This window comes from Eximiradius proteiniborus (assembly GCF_058546985.1).
On record NZ_CM178592.1, the window covers coordinates 423,220 to 440,430 of the forward strand.

Sequence of the window (17,211 nt, forward strand, 5' to 3'; positions counted from 1 at the left end):
TGCATTGGATAATACAGTTGTAAAATCTATTAAGCCAGGACTTAGGAATGTAATGATCAATGGCAAAGAAACAACTGTTGAAATCACCTGCAAATTTGATATTTCTGGATTTGATAGAGATACAATTCTTGAATGGTATAGAATTATCAATTTAGGAAGACGTCTGGATGACAAAGCAGCTTTATATCTGAAAATGGCAAAAGGATGGTCTTATCACGCACCTTTTGGTGGACATGACGGAATTCAGCTTGCAATAGGTGTGTCTTTTCGTCAAAATAAGGATTTTTTATTCCCTTATTATAGAGATATGCTCACCTCACTCGCAGCAGGGATTACCCCAGAAGAAATTATCCTAAATGGGCTTAGCAAGGAAACTGATGTAGCGGGTGGTGGTCGACATATGAGCAATCATTTTGCTAAGCCATCTATTAGAATACAAAATGTTTCCTCTTGCACAGGGAACCACTCTTTGCATGCTGCTGGTGTAGCTCGTGCTATTAAGAAGCTCGGTTCAGATGAAGTGGCTATTTGTTCAAATGGCGAGTCAGCTTGTTCGGAAGGCTACTATTGGGAAGCTATAAACGTTGCCACTTTGGAAAAATTACCAGTTGTATTTGTTATTCAAAACAACAAATATGGTATTTCTGTTCCATTAGTAGATCAAACAGCTAATCAGGTCGTTTCTGATAATTATAGTGGAATGAAGGATTTGCTTATTGTTAATTGCGATGGACGCGATCCATTCGATTCTTATCGTGCTATGCAAAAAGCAATCGAGTATGCCAAATCTGGTGCTGGACCTGCAATGGTGCACGCTGACTGTGATAGAATTGGTTCTCATTCAAACTCTGATCGTCACGAAGCGTATCGCTCTGAAGAAGAGCTTGCGATAGTCCGTAGGCGCGACCCAATGTTGCAATTAAGGACTTTTATAATAGAAAGTGGAATTGCGACAGAAGAGGAAATATTAAAAATCGAGGAAGCAAATAAAAAGGAAGTATTTGATGCTGCCGATAGAGCTGAAGCAGCTCCAAGTGCAAACGGTAAATCATATGATCAATTTGTACTGCCAGAACCATATTTCAAAGATGAATTAAATGTCGATGAGTTTATCGATTCTTCATCTAATCAAGTGAGTTTTCTCGAAGCAATTAATCTGACACTTAAAGAGGAATTTCGCCGCAACCCTAAGACTTTTCTCTGGGGACAGGATGTCGGGAAAGGTGGTGTTTTCAATGTAGTAAAAGGTATGCCGCAAGAGTTTGGGAAAGATCGTGTGTTTAATGCTCCTATTGCCGAAGACTGTATCGTTGGCACTGCGAATGGTTTCTGCCGGTTCGATAGAGATGCTCGTGTAGTTGTTGAAGGTGCTGAATTTGCAGATTATTTCTGGCCTGCTATGGAGCAATTAGTTGAATGTTCTCACGATTATTGGAGGACTAAGGGGCAATTTACACCGAACATTGTCATTCGTTTAGCAAGTGGTGGTTATATTCAGGGTGGATTATACCATTCACAGAATTTAGAAGCAGTATTTACGACTTTACCGGGAATACGTGTTGTTTGTCCTTCATTTGCAGATGATGCCGCTGGTTTGCTCCGCAATGCTATACGTTCCGAAGGTGTTACTTTATTTCTCGAACCAAAGTTTTTATATAACTATAAAGGTGCTTACTCTCATTTTCCGAATGAGAATTATTTCATACCTTTTGGGAAGGCAAAAATTATTAAACGTGGTTTTTCTATGACAATTATTACTTATGGGAATGCAACTCACATAACTCTAAATGCTCTGAAAGAACTTGAAAAAAATAATATTTCAACTGAAATTATTGATCTGCGTTCACTTTCTCCTTGGGATAAAGAGACTGTTTTTGAATCAATTAAAAAAACTGGTCGTGCACTTATTGTTCACGAAGATAAAGTTTTTGGTGGATTTGGTGGCGAAATTGCATCAACAATTTCGGACGAAATGTTCAAATACTTAGATGCTCCTGTGAAGAGAATTGGTTCAAAGAATACACCAGTGGGTTTTGCAAAATCTTACGAAAATGAAATCCTATTAAGTGTAAAAGATGTTGTAGAATCTGCTATCTCTTTGATGAGTTATTAGGGAATACTCTTATTAATTTCATCTTCTTTAACAAAAAATCGAATAACTGAAAATTCAGGTTATTCGATTTTTTTATTGTCATTTAATTAATTATTTATAAACTTTCATTAGTGAAAATGAGAGGATATGTGTAAGCATCATCATATTTTTGACGCATTTTCAAAAAATTAGTGATATATTGCCCACAATTGCTTCCAATCTTATTTTCTTCCATTTCTCCAATACTTAGTATTACATCAAATCCTGATGCCTCAAGTTGTTTCACTAATTTGTGAACATTCGAATTCGAAAAGACTTCTGAAACAATGTTATTATTTTTTGATGCAGCAGTTGGATTGACAGGCGTTAATTTTATTAAGAAAAATTCAGGATTAAAATACTCTCTAATAATATTAACATCAACTTCGGCATCTTTAAATAAAGCAAAGTTTAATGTTATTTTTCTATTATTTCCGCTGTAAAATTTTTCACCATATTGAGCGATTTCTTGAAAATTCATTTTTTTTACTGGGATAATTTTATCTCTTTGAGCATAGTTAGTAGAATGGATTGAGAATTGAAGCTGAAATGTATCGTCATATTTTTTCTTCTTTATTTCAAGTAATCTTGCAAAAAAATTATCTCTTCCAATCGGTGCAACTGTTGACAAGGAAGGGATAAAGTTTTTAGCTTTGAAATGTTGGTCAAATTCTTCCAATACATCGAGAACGTTTTCATTCAAAGTTGGTTCGCCCATTCTCGAAAATTGTATTTTGAATTTATCGGTGTTTATTTCACGCGTTGGGAAGCGTCTGGAAACAATATAATCGATTTGTTGGAAAATTTCTTGTTTAGATAATTTCCCAAAATACTGCCAACCTGAATCACAAAACTTACATCCGATTGGGCAACCAAACAATGTGGATACAATTAATACCCATTTCTTTTCTCTGGGAATAGGCGGTTGTGTTGATTCGACAAATTCTAAATATTTCCCTTCCCCGAATTCTGCAATATAAACTGTTGCTATATCTGATTTTTCTGTTTCTGCAATAACTCTCATAGCTTATTCCAATTTTTTAAATAAACACTCATTGCAGCTTCCATTCCTTGTCCAGCTGCTATTGATGCTTGTCTTATGTTTTTCTCCGTAGCAACATCTCCGATTAAAAATAATCTATCTGATTTTAAAGCTTTTTCACTCATCTTTGGTAGATTTTTTTCTCTACCTATTGCTACAATTAAATAATCAACTTCAAAATTGACTAACTCACTATCCTTAATGCAATTTAACAACAATTTGTCATTTATTCTAATGATTTTTATTAACTGAATATTTTTTTCTAATGAAATATTGTTAATTTTATTGCAAGTATCAACTAATGTCCGAATTGCTTTGGGGTTACATCCTCTCATTATTATCGAGACAGTATTTCTCTTTGATAATGAGATTGCATAATCAAATGCTGCATCTCCACTCCCTAATACCGCTACTTTACAATTGTTTATTTGATGTTTGATGTTCGAAATTTCATAAAAAACATATTTTCTTGCTTCTTCTTCAATTATTACCTCAGAAAGTTGAATAGGCTTCGTTCCAGTTGCAACAATACAAATATCGCATTTCTTAGTATTCTTTGTTAGGCTCAAGATAAATTCGTTATCGATAATTTCTATTTGCTTTACTTCGTCGTAAATAACACTAATACCCAATTTATAGATTTGTTCATTAATCAACTTGCAAAACATATCACCAGAAATTCCATCTGGAAAACCCAAATAGTTTTCTATTAAATTTGCATTTTGCAGTAGTCCACCTATGCAATTTCTTTCAATTAATTCGACATCGAATCCAAATCGCCTTAATTGCATAGCTGCAGTACATCCAGCTGGTCCCGCACCAATAATAATCACTTTCAAATATTATTCTCCAAATAGTTAATTAATTCGCTTGATAAAGGTGTGGAATTAATTGAAAATGAGAGATTAATGAATGATGATAAATGTAAATCTAAATTATATGTTGCTGTTGTATCAATTGGAACTATAGTGTGAAATCCATTGACAAATGAAGAACGAGCAGTGGTTTCAACACACAAGTTGGTGATTACACCTGTAATTATCACTTGTTTTATTTTTCTCTCTTGTAAAATATTTAACAAATTAGTGCAGAAAAATGCGTCATATTGATTTTTGTTTATGAAAATTCCTTTAGTACTATCAATTTTATCATAAATTTCATTAAAAACACCGGATTCAGGTGTTAAATGTTTCCAACGTACTGCCATCTGCCTGGCATTCTCTTCGTTATTTGAGTGTTTTGTAAAAATAACAGGAAAATTATTACGATTGAATATTTTAATCAATTTATTTATGTTTGTAACAATTGATTTCGCTGATGGAATAAACGCATTAGATTCTTCGAGTAGGAAATAATTTTGCATATCAAGCACTATCAAAGCTATCGCATCGGTTGCAAACTCTCTGAATTTTCCTAATCCGTAATCTTCAAGCTTTTTTTGCATCTCTTGAGCAACCTTTTCGATACTTGCTGGAGTAAAATATGGTGATTTCTTCATTGCTGATGCTTATTCATATCTTAATGCTTCAATTGGGTCAAGTTTTGCAGCTTTCCAGGCTGGATAAGCACCAAATGCAACGCCTAAAAGTGTGCAAATAATAACGCTAAATACAACCCATCCGATTGGAATTGAGAATGTTCCACCAATCATTAATCCGAATGCTCCACCTGCTAAAATACCAACAACAATACCAATTGCTCCGCCAACCTGACATAGTGTAATAGATTCAATAATAAACTGATACATTATCCAACGTCGCTTAGCTCCAACCGCTTTTCGAACACCTATTTCGCGTGTCCTTTCTTTAACAGAAACTAACATTATATTCATTATTCCAACACCTGCGGCAATTAAAGCAATACCTCCGCTAATAAACCCAAACCATTGCAGGTATTTTGTAAGCCCTGAAAATTGTTCTTTGATTGATTCATTTGTTTCTATTTCAAAATCATTTTCTTCCCAAGGCTTTAAATTCCTAACTAATCGCATTACTCCAATGGCTTCGTCAATAGCCTGAGTAAATTCATCTCTTGATCGTGCTCTTAAAACAATCTGTACAGAGGATTCCCAGAACGAAGCAAAATAATTAAGTAAGTGAGTGATAGGAATTAAGACCATATTATCCTGACTTTGCCCAAACATTGCTCCTTTTGGTTCAAGCACACCAATTATTTCATACTTCTGGTTGTTAATTGTAATCATTTTGCCAATTGGATTAATATTAGGGAATAATTTCACCTTAACATCATTGCCTATGACAGCAACATTTCGATTTGCAATAATATCGCTTTTAACAATATTTCTTCCATCTGAAAAATTACGGTTTTCCAAAATAAAATAATCCTCATCAACACCTATCAAATTAACATCTGGATTTGTTTCGTTGTTACCAAATTTCACAGTTTGCCCGGAAGAAACAGATACAGCAGAAGCAAGTGAAACAAGCGATAATTTATTTTTCAACTGTTGATATTGTGCATAAGTAATAGGCTTTCTTCTTGCATATTTTCTCCAAGAATTGCCCATCTGTATTTTAGGATCTTTGAATATATAAAATGTTGTTTCTCCAAGTGCTTCTATTTCGCCTTCAACAGTTGAATTGATTGATGCGACAAGCGAGCCTGCGCCAATAATAGCAAATACTCCGATAGATATACTCAATAGAGTTAAAAAAGTTCTGAGCTTATTAACTCGAATTGAGTCAATTGCTAATTTTACACTTTCAAGAATATTCATATTACCTCACAGTGTTCTTTTCAAATTTACGTAATTAGCATAAATTAGTTTCAAATTTATTGATTCTCTTTATAAAAAATTCAGTTAATATTATTTTCATTCTTATTTCATATAAATATTCAATTTTGAATAACTATTCAATTTCGCATTCCAAAATAAAAGTTCATTCAAAATTGAAAGATTAATTTTAGGTTTGTCTAAAACTTGTATTTCTATATATATCAATTGATTATATTGGCGATTTCTTATGTTTTAAGTGTGGTATATTAATTGTATGTATTATGAACAGTATATTTTGTATTGGAGGTAAATATGAAAATACTTATCGTTGATGATGATTGCTCGACAATCGAAATGTTGAAAAATGCTTTAGAGATTAATGGTTACGATTGTGATGCTTTTAATGATGCAAGGGAAGCTCTTGATCATTATCAGCCTTACAAATACGACGTTGTTCTTTGTGATTACTTTATGCCAAATATTAACGGAATTGATCTGCTCAAACACTTAAAAGCATTAAACGAAGATATTGTTTTTATTTTGTATTCAGGTTCTCCAAATCAAGCTATTATTAAAGAAGCGTTCAATTTCGGTGCCACTGATTTTCTTAATAAGCCTATGGATTGGAGTGCTTTTATTGAACTTATCCAATTTTATGAATGTAGCTTTGATATTTAAATAGAATGAAAAAATGACAGATACTTCAAATATAATTTCAAAAATAATATTGAATGATTCAATTAATACTATCGATGTTTTTTTTGAATTTTGTCCTATTCCAATAATTTTGTTCGACACTCAGTGGCGTATCAATAAGTGGTCTAAAAAAGCTCAACAAATTTTCCTTTGGGAAGAGAATGAAGTAATTGGCAAATCTGTTTCTCAAATAAATTTTGTTTATGAACAAGATATTGAATTATTCCAAAATGTGATTAATGAATTGACTGCTAGTGACAGTTGTTCAAGTAAAAATCGTAATTACAAAAAAGATGGTTCGGTTGTTGTTTGCGAATGGATTAATGTTAGATATTGCAATGCAAGTGGTGAAACGATTGGTTATTTAACATTTTGTCAGGATATTACTGAACTTGAAGAAAAAAAATCTCTTCTTGAAGAAATCAAACATTATTTCTCTACATTTTTTGATTCTATTCCTATCCCCGTTATCTATTTAAATAATAATCTGATTATTAAAAATTCAAATAGTACTTTTAATAAAATTTTCCAAACTAATTCGAATAAACTTTCGAATATTAACTTAACAGAACTTGATTCAAACTCACAGACAACTAAACACAACTTGCATCAACAACTTATAAACTTTATTAATTCTGATGAGCTGACATTAGTAACCGATACTACACTTTTAATAAGTCCAAATAATGTTCGGGATTATTATGTTTCTTTTACCAAACAATTAGATAGAAACAATAAATTAGTTGGAATTTTCGGATTTTTCCTTGATATTACCAAAATTAACATCCTGTCTCGCGAGTTAAACGAATCTATACGACTATATCAAAATTTATTTCACACAAGTTCTGACGGAATTGTATATGTTTCCAATGACTGGGAAATAATTGATGCTAATAAAACTTTTTGTGAAATGGTCGAACTGAATTATTACGAGATAAAAGGCAAAACAATACAGACTATAATAAGCTCTATTCATACTTCTAATTTGGACAAAGAAAATCATTTTATTGATGAATTAATATTCCTAAAAAAAGATAGAAGCAAAATTATTTTAAATGCCAAAATTTGGGCAAAAAAAGATTTCTTCGGTAAAACTAACGGGTATTGGATGATTTTCAGAGACGTTACTGTTGCTCGTGAATTAAGGAAACAATTAATTGAAACTCAACAAAGATATGAGCTTGCAGTCGAAGGTTCTAATGATGGCTTATGGGATTGGGATGTTCAGCAAGAACGACTTTGGCTTTCTCCTAAGTTGAAAAATATGCTTGAAATTGAATCAGAATGCAATATTTACAATAATTCATTTATATTAAATTTAATTCACTCAGATGATGTGAATTTTGTAGTTGAGACAGTTCAACAACATTTCAGTCAATTCTTGCCGTTTGCTTTTGAATTGCGATTAAAATCAAACAAAAATAATAGCTACAGATGGTATTTAGTTAAAGGAAAAATTATTAAAGATGAAAATGATTTACCAACACGTGTTGCTGGTAGTTTACAGGATATTCACAAAAGAAAAATACTTGAAGAAAAGGAAAAAGTATTATTAAGCAAACTCATTCGTTCAAATGAAGAACTCCAGCAATTTGCTTATGTTGCTTCTCACGACCTACAAGAACCTTTGCGAATGATTAGCAGTTTTCTGCAACTTTTCAAATCGCGATATTTTGGTTCACTCAACAAAGAAGCAACTGAATTTGTAAACTTTGCGATTGATGGCTCTATAAGAATGCAACAAATGGTAAACGATTTATTGTCTTATTCCCGGATAAATACTCGTCCCGGAAAATTTGAACCTGTTAATATGAACAATCTTGTAAGCAAGGTTATTGATAATTTAAAGTTAGCTATTAAAGATAAAAAAGCGTGTATTTATTTCAATGAACTTCCAGAAAACATTGTTTGCGACGAAGGACAAATGTTCCAACTTTTCTTAAATTTAATTAATAATGCACTGAAATTCTCAAAAAATGAGGTTAGACCAGAAATTGTAATCTCTTCTGACGAAAACGAGAGTGAATATGTTTTTAAAGTAAAGGATAATGGTATAGGAATTGACGAACAATTTAAAGATAGAATTTTTAAGATTTTCCAGAGATTACACACGCGAGACGAATTCCCGGGCAACGGCATTGGGCTTGCTATTTGCCGCCGAATAGTTCAACGTCATAATGGTTGGATTACCTTCGAATCCGAATTGAACGAAGGAACTACTTTTATTTTTTCTATTTCGAAAAACATTAAGGATGAGCTATATGAATTATGATTTACGTCCTGCTGAAATTTTATTAGTTGAAGATAATATCGGTGATGTTCGCTTAATCGAAGAAGCACTCAAAGATACCAAGTTGCTTAATAATTTACATAATGTTTCTGATGGTGTATTCGCGATGGATTTTTTGCGCAAGCAAAATGGTTTTGAAAATGCCCCTACACCTGATCTTATTATTCTCGATCTTAATATGCCAAGAAAAAATGGGTTCGAAGTTTTGGAGGAAGTAAAGAAAGATGAAAAGTTAAAGAAAATACCAATTGTGGTGATGACAGTATCTAATGATGAACAGGATATTCTGAAATCATATAATCTTCACGCTAACTGCTATGTAACAAAGCCATTGGATTTTAGTCAATTTTGCGAAATAGTTCGGCGAATTGAAAATTTCTGGTTTTCAATTGTAACACTTCCAAAGAGGGAAGAATGAAAATATTAATGATTGAAGATAGTAAATCTGACTACTTTTTAATAAAAACTCTTATTGAAGAATATACTAATGAAAATGTTGATATTAATTGGCAAATCAGATTGGAAGATGGTATAAGCGAATTCAACAAAGATAATTTTGATTTAATTCTGCTTGACTTAGCTTTACCTGATTCATTCGGTATTAATACATTTTTTAAAATGCAGACACTTGCAAAAGGAGTTCCTATTGCTGTACTTACTGGTTATCAAGATGAAGATTATGCTATTATGGCTGTTCGAAATGGTGCAATTGACTATATCTCAAAAAATAACTTAAATACTGGTATTCTAAGACGAGTATTGAAATACGGATTAGAACATAATAGCAACTTAGAAGCATTACAAAAGTCAAAACAAGCTTTTCAAAAATTCTTTGATTTTGCAAACGATGCTGCTTTTATTATGGATTGCAATACTGGAATTATTTATGATATTAATTACACAATGTATAATCTCCTTGGATACAAGAAAAAACCCAACATTGGAAAGCACTATTCTAAAATTTTTTCCAATACTAAACTTTTTCTTCAGGAAAACTTTCTCGAGTCAGTAAAGATTAATGGTTCGATTCATCATTCTGTCAGTTTTCCAAAAGCAAAAGGCGGTTATCTATTTGTTGATGTTTCTGCCTCGATTGTTCCTTGGGGAATGAATAAAGCAATCCTTTTCCTTTTGCGCGAAGCAGAAAAACGTCTTGAATTAGAAAGATGTCTGATTGAATTAAATGTACAGATTGAAAACCTAATTAAAAAGAACATAAACGGTAGTAATAATAAAGAAACATTGAATATTCTTAAATCAAGTGCTTTTCAGAAATTTCAGCAAGCAAAAGAAGAAATTGCTTCTTTCAGTGAAAAAGAAAGGCAATCCAAAATTTTACGTAAAGCATATATAGAGGAAGTTAAGAAATATTATGGTCTAATTGATATTAATTATTTAGAACCTTTCGAGGAAAATTTAGATGAAATATCTACAAAGCATTTACAAAACATTTTTGATTTAATTGATTCACTGACAAAGTCTATGGAGGTAGCCCATTTAATTGAGCAAATCCGTTCCGACAAAGATTTTTCTACTAAAAAAGAAAGAATCGTATTACCAAAAATACTTTATTCAATTGAGCAGGCTATAGTAAATAGTCCTCTGAATTACAGGAACATTAAAATCTCTTACGAAGGTGATGAGGAAATTTTGATTCATAATGGTTTAGTTATTCGATCGCTACTTAATAATCTTATCGATGTCGTCTCCAAAATTGCTGTTGATGAACAAATAACGATTGCTAACAGAATTGGAGATGATTTTTATGAAATAAGTATTTTAGGTGATTTTTCTCCAAATCTTTTTGTGTTTAATAATACAAAAAAGATAAACAATTCCGGTACTTTTCAAAGCATTTCTATTAATTTAAAACTAATTGAATTTATTATGAAATCTATTAATGGAACTTTGAAAATTCAACCACATAAAAACAAAAAATCACAAATTTGTGTCATTTTGCCACTAAATGATATGTGAGTAATACTGAAATAGCTACTCAATTTAACTTTTCCTATTTATTCTTTATTATACTTAAATAATGAGCGTTTGCTAATTATTTAAGTATTTTTTTGTAATTTTAAAGTGATAACAAATTAATTCTGTTAATTTTCGTCAAAGTTCTTTTATGTTTTGAAGGTTAAAAAATGAGAAAACTATTTTTGTTAATATTTATTATATTTTTGGGATATTCAATTGAATTAGTGTCTTCCAATATAGAATTATTGGATATTTTGAAAAAAGAGATGAAAAGAAGTCAGGAAGAGCTATCATCACAGAAGTTGCCACCATATTTTATCTCTTATTATGTATTAGAAACTCAAAAAGCTAATATACAAGCCTCTTTCGGTAAAATAAGTATAAATAGCTTTGATCAATCAAGATTTCTGGATATTGATCTACGAGTAGGTAGCCACAAATTTGACAATACTCATATCATTAGAGGAAATCCTTTTGATTTTTCATCGAGTGTAAGCAAAATATCATTGCCATTAAACAATGATGAAATTTCAATTAGAAATATCATTTGGTATGCTACCGATCAGATATATAAAAATGCTACCGAGCGATATGAAAAGGCATTGACAAATCAGGCAGTAAAAGTTGCCGAAGAAGATACTTCTGACGATTTTTCCAAAGAAAAACCAATTCGAGATATTCAGACCTGGCAAAATATCAATTTACTTCATAATGATAATAATAAACAAAATTATTATTTGGATACAGCTAAGTGGGCTGGTATTTTGCGAAATTTATCAGCTAAATTCAACTCTCACAAATGGCTACACAATGCGTCTATTTCTTTTTCGTTCGAAGTTAATAATAAATTAATCCTAAATACTGATGGATTTGAGGTTGCTACCAGCGAAAGCTTTGCTCGAATTTTTATCTATTTGAAAACAAAAGCAGATGATGGAATGAGTCTTCCACTGTACCAATCGTATTTTGCTTTTACACCTGACGGATTGCCTTCGGAAGAGGAAATCTCTAAAAAAATTGATGAAATGATAGTTCTTCTTGATAAATTACGTAATGCTCCATTAGCTGAAACTTATTCTGGTCCTGCAATATTATCAGGAGAAGCGGCTGGTGTGTTTTTTCACGAAATATTCGGACATAGGGTGGAAGGACATCGTGAAAAAGATCCTTCCAGTAGCCAAACTTTCAAAAGTTCGCTTGGAAAAAAAATTCTACCAGATTTCATTAATGTAATCTTCGACCCTACTGTTTCTGAAATTAATGGGAAGGCAATTTCTGGTTATTACAAATATGACGATGAAGGTGTGCCAGCTCAAAGAGTTGAAACCGTCAAAAATGGCACTTTCAATGGCTATCTAATGTCTCGAATTCCTATTGAAAACTTTCCTAACTCAAATGGTCACGGCAGAAAACAGATTGGGTATCAAGCAATTTCCCGCCAGTCAAATTTAATTGTTCAAGCTACTCAAACAGTATCTAATTCTGAATTAAGAAATAGACTTATAGAAGAAGCCAAAAAGCAAAACAAAGAATATGGATTGTTTTTTGAACAAGTTTCAGGTGGTTTTACTTTTACCACGCGATATATTCCAAATGCATTCAATGTTACCCCGATTGTTGTTTATAAAGTATATGTTGACGGTCGTCCTGATGAACTTGTTCGAGGTGTTGATTTAATTGGAACACCGCTTACAACATTCTCAAATGTGATTTTAGCAGCTAATGATATAGGTATCTTCAATGGCACTTGTGGAGCCGAATCTGGAGGAGTGCCTGTATCTGCTGTTTCTCCAAGTTTATTAGTTTCGAGAATAGAAGTTCAGAAAAAAGTTAAATCACAAGCTAAACCCCCAATATTAGAGGCACCTGATTATGAAGCAATTTCTCAATGAACAAATTGAATTTTATGAAGTTCAGAAATTTAAACAAAAAACACTAACTGTTTTGGTAGTTGTAGCAGCTATTTTCCCATTATTATTTTTTATTTATGGTTATTATCTTCAATCGGTTGAGCATATCCCTTTTGGAGATAAACCATTATCCAATCAAGGATTATTAATATCAATTGCTATTTCATTGATATTTGCTGTAGGTATTCTTGTGCTTTTCTTTTCGAGTAAGTTGGAAACCTATATTACAAAATCCGGTATTCACGTTAGACTATTTCCTTTTATGAAGTTTAAAACGTATAGTTTTGACAATATTAAACGTTTCAATATCCGTGAATATAGTCCTATCCTTGATTATGGAGGATGGGGAATTCGTATTGGACCTGCTGGACGTGCATTTAACGTCTACGGTAAAGTAGGAATTCAACTGTTATTTAAAGATGGTGCACGATTGCTTATTGGCACTCAAAAGCCTGAAGATTTCTATAATGCTTTATCCAAATTTTGCAATCAAAACGAGGTTCATAAATGAAAAAAATATTTTTGCTTGTTGTATTTGGGATACTTATCTCTGATTTGTATGCCAAAGATGAAATAATGCAAGCTTTGCGAGATGAAATGAATCGTTCTATGAAACAACTGAAAATAGAAAATTTGCAAAAACCATATTTCATTGAATATAAACTTGAATATTCAACAAATTTCAATGTGCAAGCAGTTTTAGGAAATACTACCGATTTGAAAGCTTTACCAGTTGCTCGGCTTACTGTTAATGTGAAAGTCGGCGATTATCAGTTCGATAACTCAAATTATATTGATTTTGGATTAAATTTGTTCGGTAGTGGTGATGACGAAGAACAATTTATGAACCGACGTATTCCTACTGAGCTTGATTACTATAATCTTCGAAAACATTTGTGGCTTGCAACTGATGCAGCCTATAAAAGAAGTGCTGAAATATATACCAAAAAAGAAACTTCTCTAAAAAATAAAATCAGAAGGGACACAACCCCTGATTTTATTAAAACACAACCATATAAGTCTATAGATACTAATTATATAGTCAATATTGACATTAATAAATTAGAAGAAATCGCAAAAAAAGTTTCTTCTGTTTTCAGAAGCTATGAAAATATTGACGTTTCTAAAACAACTGTTGAAGGTATTGATGAATTTGTTTATTACATTAACAGTGAAGGCACTGAATACATTAAAAGAAACAGTCAGTGTGGGGTAGAGGTCATTGCCGCAACTCAATGTGTCGATGGTATGCTTGTTTTTGATTTTTTTTCGTCATATAGCAGAACTCCTGAAAAACTTCCTACGCTTGATTCACTAATTAAAGGTGCTGATCTTGTTGCCAAAAATGTTTCACAATTGAAGAATGCCTCAACTATCGATGAGTCATACAACGGTCCAATATTATTTACTGAACAGGCTTCTGCTGAATTGTTTGCTCAAATTTTTGTCCCAAATCTTGTTGCTCAAAGAAAACCGATGATGGATGGTGGCTTCTTTACTGATGATGATAAATTTTCTGTTTTTCAGAATAAAATCGGTGGCAGAGTGTTGCCTGAATTTATTTCTGTATGGGCAAAACCAAACCTTTCAGATTATAAAAACACTCAGTTGTTTGGTTATTACAAAATCGATGATGAGGGAATTCAAGCTCAGGATCTGCTATTAGTTGAAAATGGTTATCTAAAGAATTTAATGTCCTCTCGTGTGCCTACTCGTCGGGTAAAACAGAGTAATGGACATAATAGAGGTGGTTCTGCTATGTTTAGCAACATTATTTTATCTGCTAATAAAAATCAACTTTCATTCAATGAACTGAAAAGCAAACTGATAAAACTTGTAAAAGCCCGCGAACTTCCTTACGGCATTATTGTAAAGAAAGTACAAAATATCAATATTCTTTATACCGGTTTGTATGGTTTAACTTTTGGAAATATTGATATTCCACGGGGTGGAAATAAGTTACTGATAACACAGGCTTATAAATTATATCCAGATGGCAAAGAAGAATTAGTTCGTGGGGCTTTCGTAAATAATATTTCTACCCAATCTTTTAAAGATATTATATATGTTGGGAAAAATCAATTTGTTTATAATTTTTTAGCAAGCGCTGTTGTAAATCCATTTATGACGGGTGGGAAATCATATCTTCCAGCGAGCATAGTTTCATTTGACTTGCTTCTTGAAGATGGTGAGATTAAATCAAGCGATGACGATTTTAAGAAGCCACCAATTTTGTCTAAACCTGTTGTTTTGAATTGATTTGTTTTTCATTTTTTGAACTATTATGAATTTTATAAATCCATTGTTTTTGATTGGCTTAGTTGCAGCTTCAATACCTGTATTATTGCACCTTCTTAATTTACGTAAATTAAAGAATATTGAGTTTTCATCTTTAAAGTTTTTAAAAGAACTACAAAAAACTAAAATAAAAAGATTAAAAATAAAGCAAATTATTTTATTGATTCTGCGAACTCTTATCATTACTTTCACTGTTCTTGCTTTTGCTCGACCAATTATCGAAGGCTCAATACCTGGATTCGAGAATTATGCAAAGTCGAGCATAATAATTTTGATAGATAACTCCTATAGTATGGATGTTTCTGATGAGTTTGGGAATAGATTTGTTCAGGCGAAAAAAAGTGCCGAGAAAATTATTAATTCTATGAAAGAAGGAGATGAGGCACTAATTATTGAAATGTCAAGTATTAATATTAATAATACTTTTCAACCTGCTTTTACTAAAAATAAAGATTTGTTAATTCAGTCTCTGTCTCAGATTAAATTGCAGCCTATACCTGCTTCATTGGATAATTCAATGAGATTAGCCGCAAAATTTTTTCAAAACGCTAATAATTTTGCAAAAGAATTATTTGTTATTTCAGATGCACAAAAAAATGTCTTTCATTCAGAAGATTCACTAAAACTAAATAATAAAAACATTGCTATATACTTTATTCCAATTGGTTATTCATCGAATAGTAATTTTGAAAATCTTTCTGTTGATTCTGTCGATGTTCTTACAAAATTTTTCACAATAGGGAAAACAGTTGAATTATCAGTTACAGTAAAAAATCATTCTGAAAAGGATGCAAAAGGTGCTTTAATAAGTTTACTGTTTAACAAACAGAAAGTGGCTCAGAAATCATTTGATATTTCTGCAAATTCTACTAAAACAATTCCTATTGCAGCCCAAATTCAAAAATCGGGTGTGGTTTCCGCAGCAATAGAACTTGAAAACGATGCTTTTCTTGCTGATAATAATCGATACTTTGGATTTATTGTTCCTGAAAAACCTAATATTGCAATCTTCGGTGAGCAAACTAACAACTACTTTCTTAAAGCATTATTCTCAACAGATGATGCTCAGAATCAAATAAATGCTTCATTTTTTGATGAAAGCTCAGTTGATAATCTTGATTTAAATAAGTTTGACTGTTTAATACTTAATTTTTCAAATTATTCTGAAAACAAGAAAAAACGGATAAAGGATTATGTTTCCAACGGTGGTTCGGCAATATTTTTCCCATCAGAACCAATTAATGATAATTATCGGAATTTACTTGCAGAATTTGGATTTAATTTATCTGATAAAAAGAGTTTTTCGGAAAAATCTCCTGCAACATTTTCAAATTTTGATGCAAAACATCCCATTTTTGACGGTATGTTCAAACTTTCCGGCGATGCTATTAACGTTAACCAAATAGACAACCCAAAAATATTTACGATTTTACCTGCAAATACAGGTTTCCCAATAATTGAATTTCAGGATGGCTTTTTCCTATCAGAAAATCAATTTGGAGATGGTAAATGCCTTTATTTTTCTGTTGCACCAAACTTAAATTGGAGTAATTTCCCACTGCTTTCGCTTTTCCCATCATTAATTTTTAGAAGTGTATTTTATTTGTCTTCTTCTATTACATTAGGTTATTCTTTTGATGTTGGGAGTCGGCAGACCGTGATGATTCCAAAAAAATTATCTACTAACCCTAATTTTAAGTTAATTGATCCATCCGGAAATCAAACCATTGTTCAACTGCCTCTTCTACAAACTGGCGCGGCTTTATATCTCGAACTATTTAATGAAACTGGTGTTTATCAAATAATTAATTCTCAGAACAAAATAGCATATGTATTTTCTTTGAATATGCCTAAAAATGAATCTAATATTCAAAAACCAGATATTTCAACGCTTCTATCTCATCTCTATTCGAAAACAACTCTCAACAAGAATATATTTATTCTTACAAATTACTCTCAACTATCACATGATTTGAAACGAGCCAGAATTGGAACGGAGATTTGGAGTATTTTGTTACTACTGGCTATTTTCTGTGTTATTGCTGAAATGATTGTTCAAAAAGTATCTAAAAATCAGGATTTTTCGGAATAATTCAGATTTTACAAGTTTAAAATGAATTATTCAAATTG

The 17,211-nt window shown here is 31.8% G+C and carries 13 protein-coding genes; 9 read left to right on the forward strand and 4 right to left on the reverse strand.

Going from position 1 to position 17,211, the window contains the following annotated elements:
- The first annotated feature begins 52 nt into the window (after window positions 1–52).
- Window positions 53–2,113 (forward strand): alpha-ketoacid dehydrogenase subunit alpha/beta, encoded by a 2,061-nt coding sequence (locus ACY2LT_RS01760; protein ID WP_491816773.1) that lies wholly within the window; start codon window positions 53–55, stop codon window positions 2,111–2,113.
- 94 nt (window positions 2,114–2,207) lie between these two features.
- Here the strand turns inward: ACY2LT_RS01760 and ACY2LT_RS01765 are convergent, their stop codons facing one another.
- The 4 genes from ACY2LT_RS01765 to ACY2LT_RS01780 are packed head-to-tail and all read right to left on the reverse strand — an operon-like array spanning window position 2,208 to window position 5,910.
- On the reverse strand, window positions 2,208–3,155 hold the full coding sequence (locus ACY2LT_RS01765; RefSeq protein WP_491815942.1) for a radical SAM protein: 948 nt from the start codon (window positions 3,153–3,155) through the stop codon (window positions 2,208–2,210).
- Window positions 3,152–4,006: an NAD(P)/FAD-dependent oxidoreductase gene (locus tag ACY2LT_RS01770; RefSeq protein ID WP_491816774.1), complete on the reverse strand. Its 855-nt coding sequence runs from the start codon at window positions 4,004–4,006 to the stop codon at window positions 3,152–3,154. The genes ACY2LT_RS01765 and ACY2LT_RS01770 overlap by 4 nt, the downstream gene beginning before the upstream one ends.
- A gap of 2 nt (window positions 4,007–4,008) precedes the next feature.
- A complete protein-coding gene (locus ACY2LT_RS01775) occupies window positions 4,009–4,671 on the reverse strand; it encodes a cysteine hydrolase family protein (protein WP_491815944.1) in 663 nt (220 codons plus the stop codon).
- A gap of 9 nt (window positions 4,672–4,680) precedes the next feature.
- Complete coding sequence (locus ACY2LT_RS01780; protein WP_491815945.1) at window positions 4,681–5,910, reverse strand: ABC transporter permease; 1,230 nt, start codon at window positions 5,908–5,910, stop codon at window positions 4,681–4,683.
- A 312-nt stretch (window positions 5,911–6,222) separates the two neighbouring features.
- On the opposite strand from ACY2LT_RS01780, the gene ACY2LT_RS01785 reads away from it, so the two are divergent.
- From ACY2LT_RS01785 to ACY2LT_RS01820, 8 genes are all read left to right on the forward strand, one after another.
- Window positions 6,223–6,588, forward strand: coding sequence for a response regulator (locus ACY2LT_RS01785; RefSeq protein WP_491815947.1), 366 nt, complete (start codon window positions 6,223–6,225; stop codon window positions 6,586–6,588).
- A gap of 13 nt (window positions 6,589–6,601) precedes the next feature.
- Window positions 6,602–8,878, forward strand: a complete 2,277-nt coding sequence (locus ACY2LT_RS01790) for a PAS domain-containing sensor histidine kinase (protein WP_491815949.1) — start codon at window positions 6,602–6,604, stop codon at window positions 8,876–8,878.
- Window positions 8,868–9,314, forward strand: a complete 447-nt coding sequence (locus ACY2LT_RS01795; RefSeq protein ID WP_491815951.1) for a response regulator — start codon at window positions 8,868–8,870, stop codon at window positions 9,312–9,314. The genes ACY2LT_RS01790 and ACY2LT_RS01795 overlap by 11 nt, the downstream gene beginning before the upstream one ends.
- Complete coding sequence (locus tag ACY2LT_RS01800; protein ID WP_491815952.1) at window positions 9,311–10,873, forward strand: response regulator; 1,563 nt, start codon at window positions 9,311–9,313, stop codon at window positions 10,871–10,873. Before ACY2LT_RS01795 ends, ACY2LT_RS01800 begins: the two co-directional genes overlap by 4 nt.
- Window positions 10,874–11,040: 167 nt before the next feature.
- Window positions 11,041–12,765: a TldD/PmbA family protein gene (locus tag ACY2LT_RS01805; RefSeq protein ID WP_491815954.1), complete on the forward strand. Its 1,725-nt coding sequence runs from the start codon at window positions 11,041–11,043 to the stop codon at window positions 12,763–12,765.
- The gene (locus tag ACY2LT_RS01810; protein WP_491815955.1) at window positions 12,746–13,294 is read left to right on the forward strand and encodes a hypothetical protein; all 549 of its coding nucleotides are present in this window, start codon (window positions 12,746–12,748) and stop codon (window positions 13,292–13,294) included. The genes ACY2LT_RS01805 and ACY2LT_RS01810 overlap by 20 nt, the downstream gene beginning before the upstream one ends.
- A complete protein-coding gene (locus ACY2LT_RS01815; protein ID WP_491815957.1) occupies window positions 13,291–15,042 on the forward strand; it encodes a metallopeptidase TldD-related protein in 1,752 nt (583 codons plus the stop codon). The genes ACY2LT_RS01810 and ACY2LT_RS01815 overlap by 4 nt, the downstream gene beginning before the upstream one ends.
- Window positions 15,043–15,067: 25 nt before the next feature.
- The gene (locus ACY2LT_RS01820) at window positions 15,068–17,173 is read left to right on the forward strand and encodes a BatA domain-containing protein (RefSeq protein WP_491815958.1); all 2,106 of its coding nucleotides are present in this window, start codon (window positions 15,068–15,070) and stop codon (window positions 17,171–17,173) included.
- Window positions 17,174–17,211: the final 38 nt, after the last annotated feature.

Excerpts from the sequence above, each read along its gene's own strand:
- ACY2LT_RS01760 (WP_491816773.1), top strand. The coding sequence starts at position 53 with ATGATCAATGGCAAAGAAACAACTGTTGAAATCACCTGCAAATTTGAT.
- ACY2LT_RS01765 (WP_491815942.1), bottom strand. The coding sequence starts at position 3,155 with ATGAGAGTTATTGCAGAAACAGAAAAATCAGATATAGCAACAGTTTAT.
- ACY2LT_RS01775 (WP_491815944.1), bottom strand. The coding sequence starts at position 4,671 with ATGAAGAAATCACCATATTTTACTCCAGCAAGTATCGAAAAGGTTGCT.
- ACY2LT_RS01780 (WP_491815945.1), bottom strand. The coding sequence starts at position 5,910 with ATGAATATTCTTGAAAGTGTAAAATTAGCAATTGACTCAATTCGAGTT.
- ACY2LT_RS01785 (WP_491815947.1), top strand. The coding sequence starts at position 6,223 with ATGAAAATACTTATCGTTGATGATGATTGCTCGACAATCGAAATGTTG.
- ACY2LT_RS01790 (WP_491815949.1), top strand. The coding sequence starts at position 6,602 with ATGACAGATACTTCAAATATAATTTCAAAAATAATATTGAATGATTCA.
- ACY2LT_RS01795 (WP_491815951.1), top strand. The coding sequence starts at position 8,868 with ATGAATTATGATTTACGTCCTGCTGAAATTTTATTAGTTGAAGATAAT.
- ACY2LT_RS01800 (WP_491815952.1), top strand. The coding sequence starts at position 9,311 with ATGAAAATATTAATGATTGAAGATAGTAAATCTGACTACTTTTTAATA.
- ACY2LT_RS01805 (WP_491815954.1), top strand. The coding sequence starts at position 11,041 with ATGAGAAAACTATTTTTGTTAATATTTATTATATTTTTGGGATATTCA.
- ACY2LT_RS01810 (WP_491815955.1), top strand. The coding sequence starts at position 12,746 with ATGAAGCAATTTCTCAATGAACAAATTGAATTTTATGAAGTTCAGAAA.
- ACY2LT_RS01815 (WP_491815957.1), top strand. The coding sequence starts at position 13,291 with ATGAAAAAAATATTTTTGCTTGTTGTATTTGGGATACTTATCTCTGAT.
- ACY2LT_RS01820 (WP_491815958.1), top strand. The coding sequence starts at position 15,068 with ATGAATTTTATAAATCCATTGTTTTTGATTGGCTTAGTTGCAGCTTCA.